The sequence below is a fragment of the Halomonas colorata genome (assembly GCF_014897985.1).
In the GTDB taxonomy this organism is placed as follows: Bacteria; Pseudomonadota; Gammaproteobacteria; order Pseudomonadales; family Halomonadaceae; genus Vreelandella; species Vreelandella colorata.
Map to the genome: position 1 here is coordinate 1 of NZ_JABUZA010000046.1, position 21,092 is coordinate 21,092.

The window sequence follows — 21,092 nt, forward strand, 5'->3', positions numbered from 1 at the left end:
TCCATGGCAGCACTGAATCCTATGCAGTTGACGATAGCCGTATTATCGCTGATGGCAGTGACTTTTTCAGAGCTTCCCTAGACAGGTTAGCTACGGAATTCTGGGTAGCCGTTGTTTGAGGCTTCTCCTCGATCTTTGGTTCAACCTTTAGGATCGGCGTCAACCATATCGCTACAGCAATCCCTATTATAGCCACAATGACGCCTATACCGGTCCATTCCTTTCTTGATAGAAAATCAGAAATTCTTCTCATAAATTGCGAATATTTTCTCGGCGAGGTTTAACATAGATTATCGTGCTGGCAGCATAACACCACTGAATTAGCATACTGCTTTCTCCGGGAGGGCCGCTTTGGGTCGTTATCAGACTCATATCGCTAGCTCATGATTCTTAAGATAACAGTAACGAAGCCAGCAAGCCTTGTCACCTTCGTTTTGACGAAAACAAGACTGAGGTAGGTAAAGGTGATAAACCTGATCAAAGTCTGGGCTGCCAAATCCCAAACACAAAAAAGCCCGCTGATTGCTCAGCGGGCTTTTTCTATATTCTGTGGCGGAGAGGGAGACCGCCATCATTGCGTTATTATCAATAGCTTACATGCTTACCTATTAATTACCCAACAAAAAAGCCAACATAAATAAAGTCATTGGGTGATATGGGGTAATATTATATTGCACACTGCCTAAGCCCAGAAAGCATATTCGCTGTAATTGGGTATGTGCCATCTTGTGAGCCAGTTGAATTGTTGACGCCATATCCTATGATGCGAATCATCATAGTTTCACCACCCCTTGCTTGGGAGAGGATTTCTTGGGATTTTTCTAGCTCAGCCATAGTGTAAGGGCTTTGCATAGACATAACGTTTTGCATTGCTTGCTGTATCTGCTCATTCCCCTGGGCTGCTGGCTTATATGAATGCTCTGATATTGGCGTCTCGGTATGGGATATTCGGATTGGCTCATGTTGATCAATCTTCACCAGAACATCACCAACAGGAACGTTATAGTTATTAGATACGCCAAAGTAAACATTCCCATCCCCAGCCTTGGCAAAGAAAGGGAAGTAGCGCACACCATAAGCAGCTGACAAGTTTTTAAAAGCGTCGTTGAATTGAACAGCGCAAGCGGTAGTGCCATAGAATTGATCTGTACGTTGATCTACTACCCAGTCACTCTTAAATCCCATATTGGATGCGCAGCCTGAAAGCGCTAGTACTAAGCTAGCAACAGCTAATTTCTTCATTCCCTGCCCCTTTAATTATTAATTACCAGCGGTAGCATAGCCTATCTTTTCTTAGCTGGTTAGCACCCATTCAGTAACCAGCCTAAAGGTGATGGTAGTCGGCGCGCATGATATCCATGCATAGGCGTAGACGAATTAAAAAGCTAAAACGCCTAGTACCCTCCCCCTCTAAACCTCGTAAAGCCACGAAACAACACAAGGAACACTAAAGCAAGGGAAGCAGGGTTCTACGAAACTTTTGTAATACCCTGCGAAAGCGCAGAGTTTTTTAAGCCACTCAGTCACTCTTTAGCGATGTCCTGATGTTTCAGGACATCTATTCAACGAGCGCAATTTTGCGCCCATCTGCGTTTTCATAACTCATATGGCCTGGGTATCGCCGGGAAGGTCAGTACGACCGTCTCGGGTGGTCAGATTGACCACGGCTAAAAGTGACTGAATCTCACAATTAAAAGGGGGAACCCTCTACTTTGCCCTTGCGCGTTTGAAACGCGGATCTGCCCATTATCTTTCTCCGGTCTCAAACCGACAAACTCCCGCGCTTTTACTCAGGCTGAGGAAAAGCCGGAATCCCGGCCTTAAGGCTGGCCGGTCAATTTGACCGGGTAAGTTATTGATAGTCAGCTATTCCTGCACGTTTCCGGGTTTCAAACCGCAAAACACCGCGCCTCTCCTCAATCCCCGGAATTAGGGGTATTTTAATACCACCAATCGATGGGAATTTGTGAGTAGTTTTGAACGACTTTCAAAGCGGATGGCTAGCCTAGCCAAGCTCCGTAATAACTAGTGATTTGGTGGATACCGCCCTGGATACCAGTAAGTGGATACTGGGGATTTGGTGGAAACCAATATGGAAACTATCGCATGGAAACCTACACCAGTGCAGCCGTGACACTATTATCCGGGCGCGTAACTCTACGGATATGCAGGGTTAATAATTGCCGCCGAAAACGCTCTGTGAGCGTGCTTTAAGTTTTCAGCATTCTTCAACATGTGGAGATTAACCTGCACCTTCGATATGAGGTTTTATTAGGTATCTAGCTTGATCTGAGTGGGCTTAAAATCCCTACTTTCCCCGACTCATAGAGCGATCGCCCGAAAACCCAAAGAACCCAACTGGTACCATTTGAAATGGATGCAGTGAAACACATTCGTCAGGCTGAGCGCGGCTAGAAGTGACTCAAGATCACATGTAAAGGGGCCGGCCCTCCTCTTTTAGCTGGTCGGTCAATTTGACCGTGCAGGTCATTGATAGACTGCAATTCCTGCAAGCTCCCGGGTTTTAAATCGGTCATTTGCTGCGGCTATGTACAGCGCCAGCAGTTGCGTTTTGTTGCCTTTATCGTTGCGCTGACAGGGCACTGAGCCGAGAACCCGGCTTAGCGCCCTGATGCTCGCGTAGTGGCTCGGCCATTAAAGATGGATACCCATCATTTTTAGCTGCTGCACCATGCCCTCGAGGGATCGCTGGTCATACTCTTCTATTCGGCTGACGATTTTGTGATAAGTAGGCCAACGCATCCACTTAGGCTTTGGGATGTAGTGGGCGGGGGCATCCAGGGCGCCAAAATCGCACGCTAGTTTGCGGCGTAGCTTCCACGCTTGATCATTAGCAGCATCTCGCTTTGCCCGCTGCTGAGAGGCGTAATTGACGCCAACGCATGCCCGGCAGGCGAATACACTACTCGCCAGTAGCTTTGCGCAGCGCTTATTGCAGACAGGGCAAAGGAACATGGCCCGCTCTCCACCCATATGGCAAGGCAGCCACTCTATCTGAACCGTGTAGTCGTATGGTTTGCCATCACAGTTATAAGAAAACTGTACGTTACTGGGATCAATGCAATGTAGCGATATGGCGGCAACGCGCTCACCGTTCCGATTTGTCCATTGCCAATCGCAAGAATATCCACGAGTAAGCACGCCAGACCTTTTGAGACTACTGGCTGCTATTGAACGATACCCCTCGACCGCATCCTTTTGCTTTTGCATGGCGACCTAAATCCATTGGCTAACTTGCAAAAAAAACCTTCTGCACGGTGATGGCAAAGGCATGAGCAATTTGCGCACCCCTTGCCCAAACCTCGCCATCGCGGGTCATTAGTTCAATTTCTGATCCTTCGAATACCATCGGTATGTATTATCCCGGCCAGGCATTAGCGCCCCCTCCGGTTAATTCCGAAATTATTAGCTAATGGCTTATCAAGCGAACCGTCTCCAAGCATGCCCTTTACGGCATTTTTCACATAAACATGCATTTCTCTCATGCCACCAGCACCCATCCGGCTTTCTGAGCTCGAAAATTCCAGTTCCTTACCTTCGTTGTGAATATGAATCGATATACCGCCGCCTATGCCGCTACCCGTGCCGCTCATGTCACCATTAGACGTAGCCTTTCCGCTTCTGCCTGGTAACAAATATTGCTGCGTGCTTTGAATCATTAGCTCGCGCTTCCCGTCCTCGGCGATACGATAGGCATTGCCTGTCGTGACATTGCCGCCATGCAGGCGGCCTCCGGGCTGGGCATTACCGTTAGTAGAGACGGTGCCAACCATCGTTGAAGTAATCGCCTTACGCCAGCGTGTACGGGCGTCCGGCCTGCCTTTTGGGCGCCCTGCTGGGTTGCCGCTTTCACCTGCTTTGTATGCCATCTGCTACTGTTCTCTCACTGTTCAGATCAATGGCGATCACGCTTATCGCCACGCCTCTATGATCGGTTTTCGCCTGCCATTTACCTGTAAACCCTCACAAACCCATGGCGTGCCAACATTTCATCCATCTCGCCATTTATAATCATTTCCTCCACTGCTTCGAGGCACCATTTATGGAGGTCGGGATACTGCTTAAGAAACGCCTCTTTATCGCGCTTGTATTTCAGAATATTTTCAATCGATACAACGTTGTCATTCACGTCACACCTCAAATTCAAATGGGTTGATGCCCAACATAGAAACTTAGGGCCCTGCAAAAGCAGGGCTGATCAATCTGGACGCTAGCGCCCTCTTCTGTTGATTCCATAATTAAGATTCATATCTTTATCGATCGAGCCATCTTTCATCATCCCTTTAAATGAATTCCGGACGAATACATGCATTTCTCTCAGGCCGCCGGCCCCTGTTCGACTCTCAGTGCGGTCGACCTCCATATCTTTGCCTTCGTTATGGATGTGGATTTGAATATTGCTTCCACCAGAGCCTGGTGATGCTCCGCTGCCACTATTACCCATTGATAGATAGCGTTGCCCTGATTTCAGTCCCTCTAGGTGGCTACGCATGCCTGGCTGGTCAACAACGTTTTTCGGCATGACGTACTCGCCACGGTGAACAATCCCCGCGGGTTCATTACGTGACCCGGAGCCGGTGTATCCACCGGATGCATAGCCAGTTGCGGCGATTTGCGACATGAAGCCAGTGCCCACGCCCACGGCTTGAGATGCAACGTATGCTCCAGAGCCTATGCCGGCAGCAGCGCCGAAGGTGGCGATTGAGGCAGCGATAGCAGCGGGCTGCCATGCAGCAAGGGCGGTTGCTCCCCCTGTGACAGCAGCGCTAGTAGCGGCCGTCTGCATTGTCTGCCCCATAGCGGCATTAATAAGCATCTGCACGCCAAGCTTGATGAACGATTGGAGCAATGACCCCGCCACTGTCTGGCCTACGCTTTTAAGGATGTCGTTCATACCCTCAGCGTTCTGCATACCGTTCATAAACGCGCTGGCAATAGTGTCATCAAGATTGACAAACGCATCGCCTAGGTTGCGGGTTAGGGCAGCCATGGGGTCGCCTGCGTTAGTCTGAATCTCAAGCAGCTTTTGCACCGCTTGCTCGCTAAAGCCAGTGATTTCCTGGAGGCATTTTGCGTAATCCTCTTTGCGCTGCTGGGCCATCTCCTCTTGATGGCGAAGTGCTTCTTCTTTTTCGCGGGCATTAAGCTCCTGCAATTTTTGCAGGTAACTTTCATTATTGCGGCTAAGTAAGTCACGCTGCTGCGCGCTGCCTTCTTCAAAAAGCGACTGAATCTCAACGTTCCGGCGCTGATATTCAGAGAAGGCGGCTTCGCTTTCGGTCTGTAGTGAGGAAACCACCGCCTGGCGGCGACGATCCATTTCCTGCTTTAGGCGCTCAGTCTCTCGCTTGGCTTTTTCGTCTGCACCAGTACCGCCTGATTCCGTTCGTCCTGGCGGGGTGATGTCTGGCCGTGTTTGCGACAACTCCACCATGATGTCGTTATATTCATGCAGTAGCTTTTCGCCATCCTCAATGCTTACATTGATTGACGTTAATTCTCGTTGCAGCTCTCGCGCCCTAGCCAGGTCCTCGGCCGATGCAATTTCCATTGCACCGCCCTGGGGCGTGAGCTGGCCACTGTTTTCGATCAGAGAGGATATTGACTCTATCTCTCCCTTAAGCTCTGCCGCCGCCGCTCTCTGAACAGCCAGGTTTCCAGCCAGCGCTGAATTCGTAAGCAGTCGCTGCGATGCCTCAAGCTCTCGGAAGGCTCCCGCCAATCCGTGAATATCTAGGCGAGTTTGATTTGCTTCTCTTTGAACCAAGCCAAGCTCATCGCGGAACGTGTAAATTGCAGTAGCTGCACCAACAACAAGGCCTACCGGCCCAAACAGCGTCATTAACACGGTCCGGAGCCCAGCCAGCGCCCCGGTCAGCGTCAGCGTTCCTGCCGTCCACCCCGCTTTGGCCGCCACCAGCCCGCCGATAGCCTGTACGGCACGCGCACCGGCTGCGGCTGACATTACCTGTATAGCTGCCGCAAGCCCCTCAACAACGCGAAGAGACTCTTCACCAACGTCATTTGCCTCCGCCCATGCGTCGCCCATGCCGTTCCATACACTGATAACGCCAGTCGCAGTTTTGATGACGTTTTCAAGGCCGCCCGCTAGCCCGCTATCGCCTAGCTGCAATATTGATTCAGCGATGGCAGAGCTAAGCGACTTCATCGCAGGCCCTAACCCTTGCTCAATAATGCCAGCCATGCGTTCAGCTTCACCAGCTGCATCAGTGATAGCGCCTTTGTAGTCATTTACCAGAACCTGGGCAGCGGCGCCCGCTTCAGAGCCAAACAGGGCGATAGCGTCAGCCGTGCTTAGGTTCGCACCCCTTAGCGTTTCAAGAACTGGACCTAGTCCACGCGCCTCAATGTTTACATCAGCGATGCTGAGGCCGTATTTATCGAGAATATCCTCGCCGCCGCTGGTGACGTTTGATAGCTGACGAATCACGCCGACTAGACCTGTACCCGCTCGGCTAGCCTGGATGCCCGCATCTGACATATTGCCAATAGATGCTGCGGCCTCCTCAATTGATATACCAGCACTGGCAGCGAAGGGTGCGGCAAATGAAAGCGCTTGTCCTAATTGCTCAATCGTGGTGTTTGACCGCGATGCAGTAGCAGCCAGTACGTCATTAACACGGCCAAGCTGGCCAACCTCAAGCCGCATGCCGCCCAGCACGTTAGATGCGATGTCGGCGGCGCTGGCAAGATCAAGACTGCCAGCCGTAGCAAGCTGCAATATACCCGGCGTGGATGCCAGTATTTCGTTGACCTGAAAGCCCGCCTGGGCAAGAAAGCGCTGCGCCTCTGCCGCCTGTTGAGCGCTGAATTGTGACGTGGCCCCGAGTGATCGAGCTTGCTTCTCAAGATCAGCCATTTGTGATTCAGTAGCGCGAGAGACGGCAGCTAGGCCATTCATGGCGGTTTGAAAATCGGCAACCTGATTAACAGCAGCTTGAAGAGATGCGCCAATACCAACTGTTGCTAAAGCTGCGGCGGCTATACCGGCGAATCGTTTCACACCATTAAGCGAGCTGCCAAGGCGGTCAGTTTCCTGCTTAACTCCCTTGGTGATCGGCTTGAGCTGGGTCATCTGGCGGCCGAATTTATCCGTGGAATTCGCTGCACCGTCGAACTCGCGCTCAATTTTTTGAATAGATCGGTCGATCTCTTGCTCAGCCTTTAAAAGCCCCTCTGTTTGGGCATCCACGGTGTAATACAGGCGGCCGACGTTTACGCTCATAAATTACCCTCAGTGAATACTATTCGTATGAGCTTCGGCCGCATTCAACCTTGCCAGCAGGGATCGGCAAGCCTTCCTGCTAAAACGCTGCTGCTGTAGCTCGTAATCAAGCCCCGCCCTGGCTGCTATAACCAGGGTTCGAAATAGCGGGTCTTTGGCCATGCCGGCGTCTGCGAAGAACTCAACCATCTGTACGGCCTGATCAAGCTCTACTGGCTTTGCCTGTGCCTTCATTGCCCCTTCCTCCTGTTCAGACCGTTGGGTTAATCAGGCAGCGTGTCTTGAGGACCTCTGTATTGATGCTGGTTAACCACGGTCGTTTGCGGCTCTCGATAGATCCCGCGCGCCTTCTGGTCAGCCTCGACCTCGGCAATATCTGCGCGAAGCCTTTTCTGTGCTTCGGCCGCCGCGTCGACGGTTAGCTGAAGTGATTTTATTTGGGTCTGTAACGGCTTAACTAAGTGGTCTTGGATCACTTCCTTAAGCTCCTGCTCGGTCAGCTCACCACCTTGGTTGGTTGGAGCATTGCCGCTCCACCGCGTGGGATTGGTGCCGGGGACGTTTGTAGCAAAATGGCTTGCCATATCGATAGCCTCGTTGGTTAAGCCGCGTCAGCGGGCTTGTAGGTCAGTTTGCTGGGCATTCCTCGGTCGTATCGAGAAACGTTCGAATAGGTAAGGCGGCTTGAAAGCTTGCCAAGAAACTCTTTTTTCTCGATAAGCGGGGCGTGTTGCGGGTATTGAAGGGCTGGAATATCTACGTTCTGGCCGGTCTTTCTTTCCAGATCGCCAACCTTCCCGTCTATCGAAAAGGCTGTGTTGCGCATCTGAGCCGAAAGCTGGAAAAGCTCTTCCACTAAAGGCTCGAGCTGGGTGATGGCGGCTACAATCTCATCCGCCTTTTTATGGTGCTTTACCCGGAGCTGGTCGTGCTGCTCAACTAAGTCGATTACTGCCTGGGCGGCTTCCTTGGCCATAGTGTCCGGCAACGCACCTTCTAACGCCTGACGCTCTACCCGTAAGCGGCGAGCCAGGCGCTCGGCCTGTAAATGCTGCTCCTCCAAGGCGTCAACGTTGCCGCCATTAACAATCACCTGGCTAAGCTCGGCGTCAAAGTCTCGGCTATCAAAGGCCGCTTGCTCGTTGTTGATTTCCGCTAGCCGGCTTCTGATTTCTGCCGCGTTCATTCCTTTCATTGTGCTGCCCTCGGTTGTTGAGATAGCTCGATTAGTTTGGCCGCGGCGTTAACATCACCTTTTTGAGCCGCGCTTCTTAATAGCCGAAAATAGCTTTCGATTTCTGGCTTAGAAGGCCTCGCGTTTGGCGTACCTTTAGGACGTGTCATCTGATCCACCAGTGCTGTTTTTACATACAGTCATCATAGAACATAAAAGCCGGTAAAAACATAGTTTATGTTGGGTATTTTGTTGGTAACTTGCAAAAACAAAACATAAGACATTGATATAAATCTAACAGTAGAGGACTTACTGTCCGCCATATATCGTATAGAGCTTTATGGTGGTTTAGAGGGGGTGATAGCCCTCTATTATTCGTATTCTCTTTTTAAGCGAGTAATAAATAGATTGGCCGCACGTCGCCCAACGTTATCTCGCTTGTGATAAGCGGTTTCATCGCTGGCAGCGGTGCGCCACTCCTCTACGTACCGCTCGGCAAGCCGTTGCTGCATTCGTGGGTGAAGGCGTATAAGAGCAGCAGCCACATGGCGGCTATCTTCCGGCACCAGGGGGCAGCGTTCGGCGATCCACGCCAGCCAATCAGTAGACGTTAACGGGCCTACATCCGCGCTTTTTTCTAAATAAGGCCCACCCACTCCCCCCTCTAAACCTCCTAAAGGGCTTTTGGTTGGTTTAGAGGGGGTGTCACCACCCCCTTTTTCTATTTTTTCAAGCCAGCGTCCCATTACTCGGCCTCCTGAGTCGGCACATACTCCTGATGCCAATAGAAGTCGATGCGCGGCCTTCCGGTTGTCGGCACCTCCAATTCAGTCAGATATCCATGCTCAACAAGCACGTCCAGCGCTCCTTGCACGGCTTCGGTTGTGTCCAGGCCTTGCCAGCCACGTTGTTTTACCTGCTTAACCTTGAACGGGTTAGGCAGCTTCTGGCGGCGCTTCAAAATCAACTTGGCGCCCTGAATGCCGCTGTTGGTGGCAGCACTGTACAAGCGCTCTGCATGGGCGCGCAGGAAGTCGGCCCACTCAAGGGCGCGGGCGGTAGAGGTCTTACCCACGCTGTCTTGCTCGCCATCTATCACCGCGAAAAGCAGCGCCAAGCTACCTACCGTTTTAGGCATTTTCAGCAGGTGTTCAGCTATCAATGGAGAAAGGTTTCCGGAACGGCATTCGACATTGATTTCTGTCATCCACTCGATGAACAGCTCTTGAGCATCAGCGGTGAAGCGCCAAGCAGGTGGGTCTCCATCATCATCAGTACCCAATTCCAGCGAGTGCAGGCGATAAAACACCTGTGAAAAGCGCTCCTTGGCTTTAGGGTCAGGTTTTCGGTCGATCCACTTCCATGAAGGCTTGCCGTCTGGCCAAACAGCCAGCTGGAAACGCTGTATCAAGCCATCATTAACCGTCCCCTTGGCACCACGAACAATAGGGGCTAACTTGCTCGGCTGAATGCCGCCAATGATGTTTAAGGCGCAGCGTTCAATAGCGATGGTTCCGCGTCCTATGCGGTCATAGGTAAACCGGGAGTCACCATTGAAGCACTCAAGGTAAAAAGCACGTTCAGCGGCGTTCTCCTCCTGCTGCAGCTTTGCCAGCAGGCCCGCCAATTCATCCCGCAAGATGGTCAAGTGGTGGTCAAACTGGTTCATGAGCTCGCCAGCTTTCTCAACCGTCGCATCGTTCAGAATGTAGCGCTCAGCAGGCTCAGGCGGCGCGGGTTCCTTTATGCTGCCCAAGGTTTCCTTGGCTGCATCCATATCGCCTTTGGCGGCCTGATCCTTGGCCTTCTTCTTCACAGCAGCTTTGGCCACATCGAATAGCTCTATTTCCTGCTTATACTCTTTAACAGCCTTCTCATGCTCTCGCCTTGCCTCTGCCTCAATAGCATCAACAGCAAAGCGCATTGCCTTGATTGCCGGGGTTTTCATTGCCGAAGGGTCGCCCACCAGCACTGCCCACAGCACAATGACAATTTCCCAATCATCGTGCTGCTTTGGACGCATCCGTACTTTATGGCCTACCAGGCCAGCCAGCAGGGCTAGCGCCGATACCGCGCAATATTCAGGCGGGCACTGGATACGCTGGGCAACATCTAGCACATAGTCGCGTATCTCCTCTGGCAGCATTTCCAGATTAAAGGCAGGCACTTCAGGCAGACTTTCCGGTAACGGCCTTGGAGGCGCTACCTTATCAATCCGTTGATCTAGCCAATTTTCAGCCGTGTTAGACATGAGCGCCCACCTCCTTTGCGGCAGCCCTCAAACGACCAGCGGCCACCGCTAGACGGTTGCGGTCAACGTCAGATAACAGCGTCCCGCTACTCACAGCCTCAGCCGCTAATAGCGCTATCAAGGCTTCACGGGCCACCGCTGCCAGTACGTCACGGGGAACCCAGCGTTCACCAGGGCGCTTGCTCTTGCTGTATGCGTCGTTGTCACGCTCAGGGAACAGGTCTTTAAGCTCCAAGCCAATGGCGGCCAGCACATCCCCCGTTGGGCATCCTGCAAAGCACTTCATCAGGATGGTGCCGTCTGAGGTTTCACGCACCGCCAAGCTAGGCGAGCGGTCCTTGTGTGCAGGGCAACATGCCAGCCAGCGGCCCGGCCCGTTTTCCTTTACCTTGTCGAGCCGATTCAGCATGGTGTGAACGTCAGCGCGGATGCTATTATTGGCTTGAACAGTATTCTTTTGCGCTCGGCTTCGGTCGGGCGTTTTTATTGCTCGCTGCATACATAGCCCTCCTGCTCCAGCCAGCTACGGCGCTCCTCGAAGGTGCTGGATAGCAGCCACAGCGTTTCAATCAGTGCCTCACGTTTCAGGCCGTCAAGGTCATGGTCGTTCAGCAGCATTGCCACGCCTGCAAGGATTTTGGATGCCTGCTCCATCTGGCGAACGTCACCCGTAAGGGCGGCTTTCAGCAGGTAGGTTTGATCTTGAGGTGTCATAGACCTGTTTCCTTGCTAAATGCCTGGGCTTCGCGCTGAATCGCCTTGAACTCAAGGCAATTGACTAAACCGCTAGCAAGCGCCTGCTCGGCTGTTAAAAAGCGATCCGGGTTGGTGAAGTGAAAACGGATGACACGGGTGCGTAGGTCGCAATTAATGGCTACGGGCATCATTGGGCCACCTCCAAAGAATCCAGGTAGGCAATAACGCCAGCCAGTGCGCTCTCTACGGTATGAGCACCTATGCCATGCGGTATATCGGCGTCAATCCAAGCAGCCACCGGAACAGCGGCCTTTTCGTGGTGAGTGATATAGCAAGCGTCACTATGGCCAGTCTGGCGCGCAGCATCACGCCAATCGGTAGCCTTAACGACGGTGTCTTGACCAGAGCGAGCGAAGGTAATCTTAAATAGGCTCATGGCTGGGCCTCCCCTTCAATCTTTTCATCAAGCTGGCCAAGCTCTCCATAGCAGCTCTCGGCCACTATCTCGATGGCCTCTATTAGCGAGCTGTAATGGCAGTCGTTGAGAATAGGCGCTTCGCCTTCGTTACCATTACGCGTCCTGTCAATGCTGATAATGTTGGCAAGGGTGGCCATTAAACCGATGCGGCTTTCCAGGGCGTCAATATGACGTTTTGCAGTATTCATGAGCACACCTCCAGACCGCTAACAGCGGCTTCAAGATGGCGAGCTTTTTCGATGTGATGGTTGTAACGCTTAAGGCGGGTACTGGCGCTGGTATCAGCAAACAAGGCAGCTTTAGCCATTGCACGGTGTGCGGCGGCTTTTTCGGCGGGGTTGCGGGTAGGGAATAGGCGTAACTTGGCCATGAGCAAGACTCCTTTGTGATTGGAGTCGCCACGATCCTTCCTACGGGATTGGGTGGCGACCGTACGCGGGGTAGGAAACCGGTCACAAAGGAAACCGGCCAGACCGAAGTCTGCCCACGCACAGCCGCCATAACTGACGGGCACTAAAAAAGCGCCGTCAATGTGGGCGCTATTGCGCCTTTGTGAACTCGGGTTCCTACGCCCGGCTGACGATTTTGCGTCAGCAAGCTCAGCATAGCGGTTAGTCATTAGAATGGTCAACATCAAACACCACCTTTAGTGCCATTGGCACCAGTCGGCAGGTAATACAGCGCCACGCGGCTATGCTTGCGCCCCCATGGATCGATCACATCCTGTAGGTGGGTTCGTATATCGTGACCCTTCTCTCGCAACTCACAGATACGCGCGCCTGGGCGAAGGATGTTTTCTTCTTGTAATAGCTCAAGAGTAGTAACCGGGCCCTGCTTTAAGCGGGCCAAGATGCGTATGCGTTGACTAGTGGAGTCGTTGGCTTGGCTGGACATCAAGCCACCTCCTTGCAACGCGCCTCAAACGCTTCAATATCTTCAATGCGCCAGCGTGTGCAGTTAGGGCCTAGCTTGATTGGCTGTGGGAATGGATGCTTTGGATTGGCTGACCAGCGCCATATAGTGGCTGGGCCTACGTCATAGCGCTTTGCCAGGGTGGCAACGGTAGCGTATTCGCTGGATTGACTCATCCTGTAGTACCTCATGCTTGTTGGTTGCATGAGGTATCGTGGAGAATCGGACTAAGTCAGTGGTGCAAATGCAAAATGAAAAATGCAAGTCAGGAGCGCTTCTTTCTCTCCCATTCTTTGTATGCACTGCTCAGCACACCTTGTATTTTTCTATTTCTAAAACCATAAACGTCCTCATCAACGTGATCCCCAAGGTATTCAGCTAAAGCAGAGAAATTGGGGCTATCTCCACTTATGAAGCGCCCCCCCTTTTCTTTCGAAAAAGCTTCCATAAACAGCCCCAGCACCTCTAGCGCCTTTGTTTCGCTGCTTTGTTCAACATCGACTTTTTCCTTGATGTGAAAAACGTTGCGAAGCAAGAGACTGAAGTCTTCGTTCAAAAATGCAATTTGCAGATTACTCGCATGAATATACGATGGTTTGTAATTAAAACCGCCCCCACTTTCCCAGTCAGAGCTCCTCCTCATAAGAGCTGGGTGGCGCTCCTGCTTCTCAATAGGACTAATTACAACACCTTCATCAGTCGTGATCATAAGGCTAAAACGCCTATCCTCAGTCTCAAGCTCTTTAATAGACAAAGCCTTCCATAAGTATTTTATCCATGCTCTGCCAGCGTAATTGCCAAAAAGCCGCATAGGCACTGGATTTATCTCAACAGGGCGAGAATTTATTATGCCTCGCTTGGTTCCTCCTAACCTCTCGTTCCATATCGGCCTAGTTTGATAAGTTCCATCCTGTATAGCCGCGTATAATTCAGGATTTTCCTCGGATATTTGAGAGAGAGACTTCACTCCACTAACGAGCTTTGCCTCATCATCCAGAGAATCCCAAGAAGGGTTGTCATGAAAAAAATACGTTCCTGGTTTACTAATTTCGACAGGCAAATCTTGCTCATCCACTTCCTTTAATAAGACCCCTTTTGTTTCACCTTTAAATTTCACGCTTGCCGTTAACTCTCCATTTAGGCAAAACCCCAAGATGTCTGGCTCTTCAACTGCTCTTCCCAAAGCCCGCGAGGCAATTTCTACTGCCTCATCCAGATATAAGTAACCCCGGAAAGGTAGGTGAATTACATCATCCATTGGTCGTTCTCCCTATCTTATCTTGGCCTCTAATGCTCGCTACGCTTGGATTAACTTCTTGATCAATGAAGTCGGCCCACTGGCCCATCAGCCGCCCCCGCTTCGTTAATAGATCACCGCGGCGATAAGCACCTTCTACGCCTTTTACAGTGTGAGCTAACGCCATCTCGGCAATCTGATTAGGGGTTGATGTACGCTCAGCAGCCCAATCGCGGAAGGTAGAACGGAAGCCGTGAACGGTAGCCTTAATGCCCATCCTTTTAAGCAAGGCGCTCATAGCGGCATCTGAAAGCTTTCCGCCTCGGGGTGCAGGAAACACTAAGCGGTTATCTCTCGGCTGGGTCTCCAACAACTTGATAGCCTGGTCAGATAGCGGCACACGGTGTTCTTGGCCTGCCTTCATTCTCTCAGCAGGAATAACCCAAACCTTGGAAGCCAAGTCTATCTCGTCCCAAGTGGCCCCCCTCGCCTCGCCTGACCTTGTGGCGGTTAAAACCGTAAACTCCAAGCATCTAGCAGCGTTGCCGGTCCTGTTACGAAGATCGATCATAAAGCCATGCATATCATCAAAGGCCAGCGCGGTATGGTGCGCCACTTTCGCTATTTTTGTAGGTGCTGGCAGGATCGTTTCAAGGTTGCCTTTCCAGACCGCCACATTGGCAGTATCACGGTAGCCATGGGTGATGGAATAGGCCAAGACGGCCTCTATCCTCTGGCGCACCCGGGTCATGGTTTCCGTTTTAGTAGACCAGTACGGCTCCAGCACCTCCACAATATGGGCTAGCTCGATATCACCAACGGCTATTTTCCCAAGTACCGGGTATGCGTAGCGCTCAAGCGTAGACTCCCACTGTTTGGCATGTTTTCTATTACCAGCCTCAGCTTGCTTCTTGGTGATAACGCGACGAGCACAATCTTCAAAAGTGACCGCCTTAGCTTGGGCAGCAATCAATGCAGCACGCTTGCTCTTCTTCTCAAGAACAGGGTCTATACCTTCGACCTTAATACGTTGTTTGACCTCGACGGCGCGCTCTCTGGCATCCTTTAGCGTAACTTCCGAGGCACCACCAAGGCCGATATCGCGGCGCTTGCTGCCTACCTTCGTGCGTAGTATCCAAGAGCGGCCACCACGATCATTGATTTGAAGGTGAAGCCCAGAAACACCGCCCACGGCATGAAAACCGGGGGTGCTCAGGCGCTTAACCTCAAGTGGGCTCAATTCTTTAGCGATTTTCGGCATATCCAACACCCAACTATATACCCAACATAAATAGACGTTATTGGATGATAGTAGGTGATACGGTGTGAGACAAGGAAAACCAGCAATGGCGGGGCTTAGAAACGAAAAACCCGCCTCGAAGGGCGGGTTAATCATGTATTTTGGCGGAGAGGGAGGGATTCGAACCCTCGAAGCCTTACGACTTACACACTTTCCAGGCGTGCTCCTTCGACCACTCGGACACCTCTCCACATTTTGGTTCAATCACTTGGGCCGTGCCTTTCGCGACAGAACGGCGCATATACTATGGTTTAAGCGGCCAAATAGCAAGCCTTTTTCAGAATCAGTGGCTTGCCGCTATTCATTGGTGCTAAGCATCGCTGCTCGATAACACCGCGTAGCTGCCATGGGCTTCCAGGCAGAGCGCATCGCCACAGTAGAGCTGTTGGGTTAGCGCGATGCGCCCTTTACCCCGTTCGGCAAGCTTTTGGGTGAGCTGCTCAACGCCATCAGGCTCTTCTGGCGTGCATATCAGGCGATAGTCACCGGTTACCGGGGCCAGGAAGCGCTGCGTGGCCTCGGCAACCACTACATCGCGTGCGAGCCCCTGCCCACGCAGCCACAGCGTGACCCAGCACCAGCCTTGTAGCGTGGTTTGCGCACTTAGCGCGCCACCAAAGCCGGTGCCTTTGTCGTTCAGGTTGGGCATCAGGGCTAGTTGCCAAGTGAGCGACTGGTTATGCAACGACATGCTTTCAATCCCCATGGCACCCACCATCGGGATTGCCTCGCCTAACCACTGTTGAAAGGCGCCCAGGTCTTCCTGGCCTTCCGGGAGGGGCAAACGTGGATGAGGTACACCGGGCTGTCGCATGGCGGTTGCCTCCTTATGCCCAACGCTCTACAAAGTCAGCCACATTGTGTTCGGCCAGCGGCTTGTGGCGCCCGCCCAGGTTGCCCAGGTAGATAAACGCGACCACTTCGTCGTCTTCTTCCAGGGAAAGCCCTTTGCGTACCACGGGGTCAAACGCGTACTTGCCGCTACGCCACATGGCACCCAGCTCCTGTGCGTGGGCCGCCAGCAAGATGCCGTGGGCGGCGCAGCCTGCGGAAATCACCTGCTCCATCTTGGGCACTTTGGGAAGATCCGGCGTTACCTTGGCGATTACGGCGATAATCATCGGCGCGCGCAGCGGCTTTTTACGCGCTGAATTCAGCGTGTCGTCGTCGGCACTGGGGTCTTCCTGAAACTCAGCTTCAGCAAACAGCTCACCCAGGCGCGTACGCCCTTCCCCGGTGAACTCAATAAACCGCCAGGGGCGCAGTTCTTTGTGGTCGGGGGCACGTAGGGCTGCCTGGTAAATGGCGTCCATCTGCTCGGCAGTGGGCGCAGGCTCAACCAACTTGCCCATTGAGCTACGGCTATGAAGAAGCGTGAGTCCATCCATTTGGTTTCATCCTATCAATCAGTTAGCCACTACTGTAGCGCAGTCGCTTACTGTCTTGCCAGACGCAAGGGGCTTGGCGGCGCAAGGCCGGGCGTGGCGCGCCAGGGGCTGATATCCAACCCGCCCCGGCGCACATAGCGCGCGAGTACCAAAAGCTCGGTAGGTTTGGCGTACGCCATCAGGTCGGTGAAGATATGCTCGACACAGTGCTCGTGAAAGTCCTGATGCTGGCGATAGCCGATCAGGTAGCGCAGCACCCCTTCGCGATCAAGCTTCGGGCCTTTATAGCGAATCATCACGCTGCCCCAGTCGGGCTGACCGGTCACCGGGCAGTTGGATTTGAGCAGGTGCGAGTGCAGCGTTTCTTCCACCACCTCATCGCTTACCGCTAAATGGGCAGCGCTGGGTGTGTAATCGCTTACTTCGATGTCCAGCTCATCCAGGCAGTCGCCGGGTAACGGCTGAGGGGCAAGCTCGGCGTCTTCCACACCGAGTAGCTCAACGCTTACCGGGGCACCGGCAGCCGCGCTCAAGTCGCGAGTCAATGTTTCGACCACTGCCTCGCGGCTTTCCACACGCGTCTGGTTAAAGCTGTTGAGGTAGAGCTTCCAGGATTTGGATTCGATCAGGCTCGGCGAATCCGCCGGAAGGCGAAAACGGGCCACGGCCACGATGGGCTTGCCGCGGGCGTTAAGCCAGGAAACCTCAAAGGCGTGCCATTCATCCTCGCCGACAAAAGGTAGCTTGCCCTCTTCAATCCCTAACGGCGCGCGGTTGGCGGCACGGGGAATGGGAAACAGTAGCCCGGCATCGTACTGCTCTGGGTAGGCGGAATCGCGCCCCAGGGGCGCGTGCTCTAAGGTATCGGGGCGATGTGCCATAGGGCAGTGCTCTCTTTATAAACGGTATCTTTATAAACGGTATCTTGATAACGGTAATACGCTTAACTGCGAATGCCTTTGCCACGCTCCAGCATGCTTAGCGCGACGAAAAATAGCACAATGATAAAGCCAAAGATGGCCGCCAGCGCCCAGCCTACCGGAATGTCCGATACGCCCAGGAACCCGTAACGGAAGACGTTAACCATGTACAGGATGGGGTTCAACATCGACACGCCCTGCCAGAAATTGGGCAGCATGGAAATGGAGTAGAACACGCCGCCCAGGTAGGTCAGCGGGGTCAGAATAAACGTCGGCACGATAGAAATATCGTCAAACTTGTTGGCCAGCAGCGCGTTGATAAAGCCGCCAATCGAGAACAGCGCCGAGGTTAATACCACCACCAGTATGGTTAATAACGGATGCTCGACCGTCAGTTGGGTAAAGAATAGCGATACCAGCGTGACGATCAGGCCGACGCCCAGACCACGCGCCATACCGCCTAAAATAAACCCGGATAGAATCACCCAGTTCGGCATGGGTGAAACCATCAGCTCTTCCACCGAGCGCTGAAACTTGTTCGAGAAGAAGCTTGAGGCCACGTTAGAGTAGCTGTTGGTGATCACCGACATCATGATCAGGCCGGGGACGATAAAGTCCATGTAGGAGAAACCGTCCATATCTCCAATACGCGAGCCAATCAGATTGCCAAAAATGATGAAGTACATCGCCATGGTGATAGACGGCGGCAGCAGCGTTTGCGGCCAGATGCGCGTAAAGCGCTTGATCTCTTTAAGTACCAGCGTCCAGAGCGCTACGAGCGTTTGCGTCGCATTCATGCCTGCGCCTCCTTGTCCAGTTCGGCGCGCTTATCTATCGCGTTGTTGCCTGCCTCTACCATTGATACGAACATCTCTTCCAGCCGGTTGGCGCGGTTGCGCATGGAAACCACCTGCATCCCCTGCTCGCTTAACACTTTAAACACATCGTTCAACTGCTGGCCGCGATGAATCACCAGCGCCAGCTGCGAAGGCTCAACCTGGGTAATTTCAAACCCTTCGATCACAGGCGGCGAACTAACCGGCTCGGCTAAATCAAGCAGGAAGGTTTCGGTATTAAGCTCGGCGAGCAGTTCGCGCACGCTAGTATTGCGGACAATTTCGCCATGATTGATGATCGCGATATTGCGGCACAGGCTTTCCGCTTCTTCCAGATAGTGAGTGGTCAGAATAATCGTGGTGCCTTCATCCTGATTGATGCGGCGCATGTATTCCCACATGCTGCGGCGCAGTTCGATATCCACACCTGCCGTAGGCTCATCTAGAATTAATAGCTTGGGGCGGTGCATCAGCGCCCGAGCAATCATCAGGCGGCGCTTCATACCGCCGGAAAGCATGCGCGCGTTGCCGTTGCGCTTGTCCCATAGGCCAAGGTCACGCAGTAGCTGCTCGGCACGCGGCAGCGCTTCACGGCGGGTCATGCCGTAATAGCCCGCTTGCGCCAGCACGATATCGAGCACCTTCTCGAACTGGTTAAAGTTGAACTCCTGGGGAACCACACCCAGCTGGTACTTGGCCTTGGCGAAGTCCTTGTCGATATCGATACCAAAAATCGACACCTTGCCTTCCGACTTCTGCACCAGTGAGCACACCACGCCGAGGGTGGTGGATTTACCCGCGCCGTTGGGGCCCAACAAGGCAAAAAAATCGCCCTGTTGGACGTCGAGATCAATACCTTTTAACGCTTGAAAGCCGTTGCCGTACACCTTTGTAAGGCCACGGATAGACAATGCCGGTTCGGCCATAAAGATGTCCTGTCAGCAAAATAGGGGCATAAAAATGCTTGAGCTTGAAAAGCCATGATATCGGGGCATTGCGCTTTTTTTTCAAGCCAGCGTAGTAAAGTGCAATAAGCTTAACGAAGTAGCAGACATGCGAAATAACGCTCAAGGGCGCCACTAATAAACACATGATGCAATAGAAAGGTTACAGCGAGGGAAAGTACAACAAATCAAACCTGGGCAGGTGTTTACATGGAGCGGGAAAAGAGATTCGAACTCTCGACCCTCGCCTTGGCAAGGCGATGCTCTACCACTGAGCTATTCCCGCAACGTAAACATGCACTTGCTAGATGGCGTCCCATAGGGGGTTCGAACCCCTGTTACCGCCGTGAAAGGGCGGTGTCCTAGGCCACTAGACGAATGGGACGTATAAACATCTAACTTATCAATATTTTGCTTGATTGGAGCGGGAAAAGAGATTTGATCGGACTGGCGCACCAGCTCTCGACCTGCACTTGCTTAACCACACTATCAATCACTTGATTGGAGCGGGAAAAGAGATTCGAACTCTCGACCCTCGCCTTGGCAAGGCGATGCTCTACCACTGAGCTATTCCCGCTTAATCAATTTTTCGTAATCGGATTGGCGTCCCATAGGGGGTTCGAACCCCTGTTACCGCCGTGAAAGGGCGGTGTCCTAGACCACTAGACGAATGGGACGTTTTTTGGAGCGGGAAAAGAGATTCGATCGGACTGGCGCACCAGCTCTCGACCTGCACTTACTTAACCACACAACCAAATTGGAGCGGGAAAAGAGATTCGAACTCTCGACCCTCGCCTTGGCAAGGCGATGCTCTACCACTGAGCTATTCCCGCACTCCGATACCCTAACGATGTAATTGGCGTCCCATAGGGGGTTCGAACCCCTGTTACCGCCGTGAAAGGGCGGTGTCCTAGACCACTAGACGAATGGGACGTTTCATTGCCTCGTCGAGGTGGCGCGTATATTACTCAGAGCATGAGTTTCTGTCAAGTACTCTGATATCGCTCTGCTTTCTATCTGTGCACAAAGCTCTGTTAAGCCCCGTGCTTACCTTTACTATTAACCGGCGGTTACGTCCTTTAGCCCACCGAACTCAGGTGGATGCTATGCTGTCTCAGCAGACCCTGCTCTTAACCATCAGAGGTTGTGTGTTTACTGATGTGTTCTGTCTTACCAAAATCTGTCTTTACTGAAAAGAGTACGCTAGCCTGCAAGTAATAGAGGGAAAGGAGACATTAAATGGCCAAAATTGAAAAATCCCCCGAGCAGTGGCGTGAACAGCTGACCCCCGAGCAGTACCGGGTAGCACGTGAGAAAGGCACCGAGCGCCCTTTTACGGGCGATTATCAGGTTCGCGACGCTCAGGGTATTTATCACTGCGTCTGCTGCCATGCGCCGCTGTTTGAAAACGAGCACAAGTTTGATGCTGGCTGTGGCTGGCCAAGCTTCGACAGGCCGCTTGGCAGCCACCGTGTTGAAGAGCATAGCGATACGTCTCACGGCATGGTGCGTACGGAAGTAGTGTGTTCCCACTGCGATGCTCATTTGGGTCACGTGTTTCCTGACGGGCCGCCGGAATCTACGGGGCTTCGCTACTGCATCAACTCCGTATCGCTTGAGTTCCATCCGGACGAGTAAGCGTTACGCCATAAACGTATAACGAACTCCGGCAAAGCGGGCACCATCTGG

Annotated in this window: 26 protein-coding genes and 7 tRNA genes; 1 reads left to right on the forward strand and 32 read right to left on the reverse strand. The window is 52.7% G+C overall.

The annotated features are described in order from the left end of the window. Positions 1-666 precede the first annotated feature (666 nt). The 32 genes from INT33_RS17610 to INT33_RS17765 all read right to left on the reverse strand — a co-directional run bounded on the left by INT33_RS17610 (position 667) and on the right by INT33_RS17765 (position 20,336). Positions 667-1,242 (reverse strand): hypothetical protein, encoded by a 576-nt coding sequence (locus INT33_RS17610; protein ID WP_193092607.1) that lies wholly within the window; start codon positions 1,240-1,242, stop codon positions 667-669. 1,413 nt (positions 1,243-2,655) lie between these two features. After that, complete coding sequence (locus INT33_RS17615; RefSeq protein WP_193092608.1) at positions 2,656-2,976, reverse strand: hypothetical protein; 321 nt, start codon at positions 2,974-2,976, stop codon at positions 2,656-2,658. A 419-nt stretch (positions 2,977-3,395) separates the two neighbouring features. Further along, the gene (locus INT33_RS17620) at positions 3,396-3,890 is read right to left on the reverse strand and encodes a hypothetical protein (RefSeq protein ID WP_193092609.1); all 495 of its coding nucleotides are present in this window, start codon (positions 3,888-3,890) and stop codon (positions 3,396-3,398) included. A gap of 80 nt (positions 3,891-3,970) precedes the next feature. Further along, positions 3,971-4,150, reverse strand: a complete 180-nt coding sequence (locus INT33_RS17625) for a hypothetical protein (protein ID WP_193092610.1) — start codon at positions 4,148-4,150, stop codon at positions 3,971-3,973. 81 nt (positions 4,151-4,231) lie between these two features. Continuing rightward, positions 4,232-7,267: a phage tail tape measure protein gene (locus INT33_RS17630; RefSeq protein ID WP_193092611.1), complete on the reverse strand. Its 3,036-nt coding sequence runs from the start codon at positions 7,265-7,267 to the stop codon at positions 4,232-4,234. A gap of 9 nt (positions 7,268-7,276) precedes the next feature. Next, positions 7,277-7,501 carry a hypothetical protein gene (locus tag INT33_RS17635; RefSeq protein WP_193092612.1) on the reverse strand — a complete coding sequence of 75 codons (225 nt, stop codon included), beginning with the start codon at positions 7,499-7,501 and terminating at the stop codon, positions 7,277-7,279. 29 nt (positions 7,502-7,530) lie between these two features. Beyond that, positions 7,531-7,851 carry a hypothetical protein gene (locus tag INT33_RS17640; RefSeq protein WP_193092613.1) on the reverse strand — a complete coding sequence of 107 codons (321 nt, stop codon included), beginning with the start codon at positions 7,849-7,851 and terminating at the stop codon, positions 7,531-7,533. Between the two features lie 17 nt (positions 7,852-7,868). Next, positions 7,869-8,462: a hypothetical protein gene (locus INT33_RS17645; protein ID WP_193092614.1), complete on the reverse strand. Its 594-nt coding sequence runs from the start codon at positions 8,460-8,462 to the stop codon at positions 7,869-7,871. Between the two features lie 350 nt (positions 8,463-8,812). Further along, positions 8,813-9,187 (reverse strand): hypothetical protein, encoded by a 375-nt coding sequence (locus tag INT33_RS17650; protein ID WP_193092615.1) that lies wholly within the window; start codon positions 9,185-9,187, stop codon positions 8,813-8,815. Beyond that, on the reverse strand, positions 9,187-10,692 hold the full coding sequence (locus INT33_RS17655; protein WP_193092616.1) for a YfjI family protein: 1,506 nt from the start codon (positions 10,690-10,692) through the stop codon (positions 9,187-9,189). Before INT33_RS17655 ends, INT33_RS17650 begins: the two co-directional genes overlap by 1 nt. Further along, entirely contained in the window at positions 10,685-11,191 is a 507-nt protein-coding gene (locus INT33_RS17660) for a CHC2 zinc finger domain-containing protein (RefSeq protein WP_193092617.1), read from the reverse strand. The genes INT33_RS17655 and INT33_RS17660 overlap by 8 nt, the downstream gene beginning before the upstream one ends. Next, on the reverse strand, positions 11,176-11,406 hold the full coding sequence (locus INT33_RS17665) for a hypothetical protein (protein WP_193092618.1): 231 nt from the start codon (positions 11,404-11,406) through the stop codon (positions 11,176-11,178). Before INT33_RS17665 ends, INT33_RS17660 begins: the two co-directional genes overlap by 16 nt. Then, positions 11,403-11,579 carry a hypothetical protein gene (locus INT33_RS17670; RefSeq protein WP_193092619.1) on the reverse strand — a complete coding sequence of 59 codons (177 nt, stop codon included), beginning with the start codon at positions 11,577-11,579 and terminating at the stop codon, positions 11,403-11,405. Before INT33_RS17670 ends, INT33_RS17665 begins: the two co-directional genes overlap by 4 nt. After that, positions 11,576-11,824, reverse strand: coding sequence for a hypothetical protein (locus tag INT33_RS17675; RefSeq protein ID WP_193092620.1), 249 nt, complete (start codon positions 11,822-11,824; stop codon positions 11,576-11,578). Before INT33_RS17675 ends, INT33_RS17670 begins: the two co-directional genes overlap by 4 nt. After that, complete coding sequence (locus tag INT33_RS17680) at positions 11,821-12,054, reverse strand: hypothetical protein (RefSeq protein ID WP_193092621.1); 234 nt, start codon at positions 12,052-12,054, stop codon at positions 11,821-11,823. The genes INT33_RS17675 and INT33_RS17680 overlap by 4 nt, the downstream gene beginning before the upstream one ends. Beyond that, positions 12,051-12,236 carry a hypothetical protein gene (locus INT33_RS17685; RefSeq protein WP_193092622.1) on the reverse strand — a complete coding sequence of 62 codons (186 nt, stop codon included), beginning with the start codon at positions 12,234-12,236 and terminating at the stop codon, positions 12,051-12,053. Before INT33_RS17685 ends, INT33_RS17680 begins: the two co-directional genes overlap by 4 nt. Before the next feature lie 263 nt (positions 12,237-12,499). Further along, positions 12,500-12,760: a helix-turn-helix domain-containing protein gene (locus INT33_RS17690; RefSeq protein WP_193092623.1), complete on the reverse strand. Its 261-nt coding sequence runs from the start codon at positions 12,758-12,760 to the stop codon at positions 12,500-12,502. Continuing rightward, positions 12,760-12,954 carry a helix-turn-helix transcriptional regulator gene (locus INT33_RS17695; RefSeq protein WP_193092624.1) on the reverse strand — a complete coding sequence of 65 codons (195 nt, stop codon included), beginning with the start codon at positions 12,952-12,954 and terminating at the stop codon, positions 12,760-12,762. Before INT33_RS17695 ends, INT33_RS17690 begins: the two co-directional genes overlap by 1 nt. An 89-nt stretch (positions 12,955-13,043) precedes the next feature. Further along, positions 13,044-14,036, reverse strand: coding sequence for a hypothetical protein (locus INT33_RS17700; protein WP_193092625.1), 993 nt, complete (start codon positions 14,034-14,036; stop codon positions 13,044-13,046). Then, entirely contained in the window at positions 14,029-15,276 is a 1,248-nt protein-coding gene (locus tag INT33_RS17705; protein ID WP_193092626.1) for a tyrosine-type recombinase/integrase, read from the reverse strand. The genes INT33_RS17700 and INT33_RS17705 overlap by 8 nt, the downstream gene beginning before the upstream one ends. A gap of 141 nt (positions 15,277-15,417) precedes the next feature. After that, positions 15,418-15,505, reverse strand: a tRNA-Ser gene (locus INT33_RS17710). Positions 15,506-15,625: 120 nt separating this feature from the next. Next, the gene (locus tag INT33_RS17715; RefSeq protein WP_193092627.1) at positions 15,626-16,129 is read right to left on the reverse strand and encodes a YiiD C-terminal domain-containing protein; all 504 of its coding nucleotides are present in this window, start codon (positions 16,127-16,129) and stop codon (positions 15,626-15,628) included. Between the two features lie 13 nt (positions 16,130-16,142). Next, positions 16,143-16,703 (reverse strand): nitroreductase family protein, encoded by a 561-nt coding sequence (locus INT33_RS17720; protein WP_193092628.1) that lies wholly within the window; start codon positions 16,701-16,703, stop codon positions 16,143-16,145. A 47-nt stretch (positions 16,704-16,750) separates the two neighbouring features. Beyond that, a complete protein-coding gene (gene queF, locus INT33_RS17725; RefSeq protein ID WP_193092629.1) occupies positions 16,751-17,584 on the reverse strand; it encodes an NADPH-dependent 7-cyano-7-deazaguanine reductase QueF in 834 nt (277 codons plus the stop codon). A 62-nt stretch (positions 17,585-17,646) separates the two neighbouring features. Further along, positions 17,647-18,420 carry an ABC transporter permease gene (locus INT33_RS17730; RefSeq protein WP_193092630.1) on the reverse strand — a complete coding sequence of 258 codons (774 nt, stop codon included), beginning with the start codon at positions 18,418-18,420 and terminating at the stop codon, positions 17,647-17,649. Then, the gene (locus INT33_RS17735) at positions 18,417-19,385 is read right to left on the reverse strand and encodes an ABC transporter ATP-binding protein (RefSeq protein ID WP_193092631.1); all 969 of its coding nucleotides are present in this window, start codon (positions 19,383-19,385) and stop codon (positions 18,417-18,419) included. The genes INT33_RS17730 and INT33_RS17735 overlap by 4 nt, the downstream gene beginning before the upstream one ends. A 229-nt stretch (positions 19,386-19,614) precedes the next feature. Next, positions 19,615-19,689: transfer RNA gene (locus INT33_RS17740), tRNA-Gly, on the reverse strand. Between the two features lie 23 nt (positions 19,690-19,712). Further along, positions 19,713-19,788, reverse strand: a tRNA-Glu gene (locus INT33_RS17745). Positions 19,789-19,905: 117 nt separating this feature from the next. Further along, positions 19,906-19,980 (reverse strand) — tRNA-Gly (locus tag INT33_RS17750). Positions 19,981-20,004: 24 nt separating this feature from the next. Continuing rightward, positions 20,005-20,080 (reverse strand) — tRNA-Glu (locus tag INT33_RS17755). 81 nt (positions 20,081-20,161) lie between these two features. Then, positions 20,162-20,236, reverse strand: a tRNA-Gly gene (locus tag INT33_RS17760). Positions 20,237-20,260: 24 nt separating this feature from the next. After that, a tRNA-Glu gene (locus INT33_RS17765) sits at positions 20,261-20,336 on the reverse strand. 306 nt (positions 20,337-20,642) lie between these two features. Between INT33_RS17765 and msrB the strand changes: the two genes are divergently transcribed. Beyond that, positions 20,643-21,041 carry a peptide-methionine (R)-S-oxide reductase MsrB gene (msrB, locus tag INT33_RS17770; protein WP_192538935.1) on the forward strand — a complete coding sequence of 133 codons (399 nt, stop codon included), beginning with the start codon at positions 20,643-20,645 and terminating at the stop codon, positions 21,039-21,041. Positions 21,042-21,092: the final 51 nt, after the last annotated feature.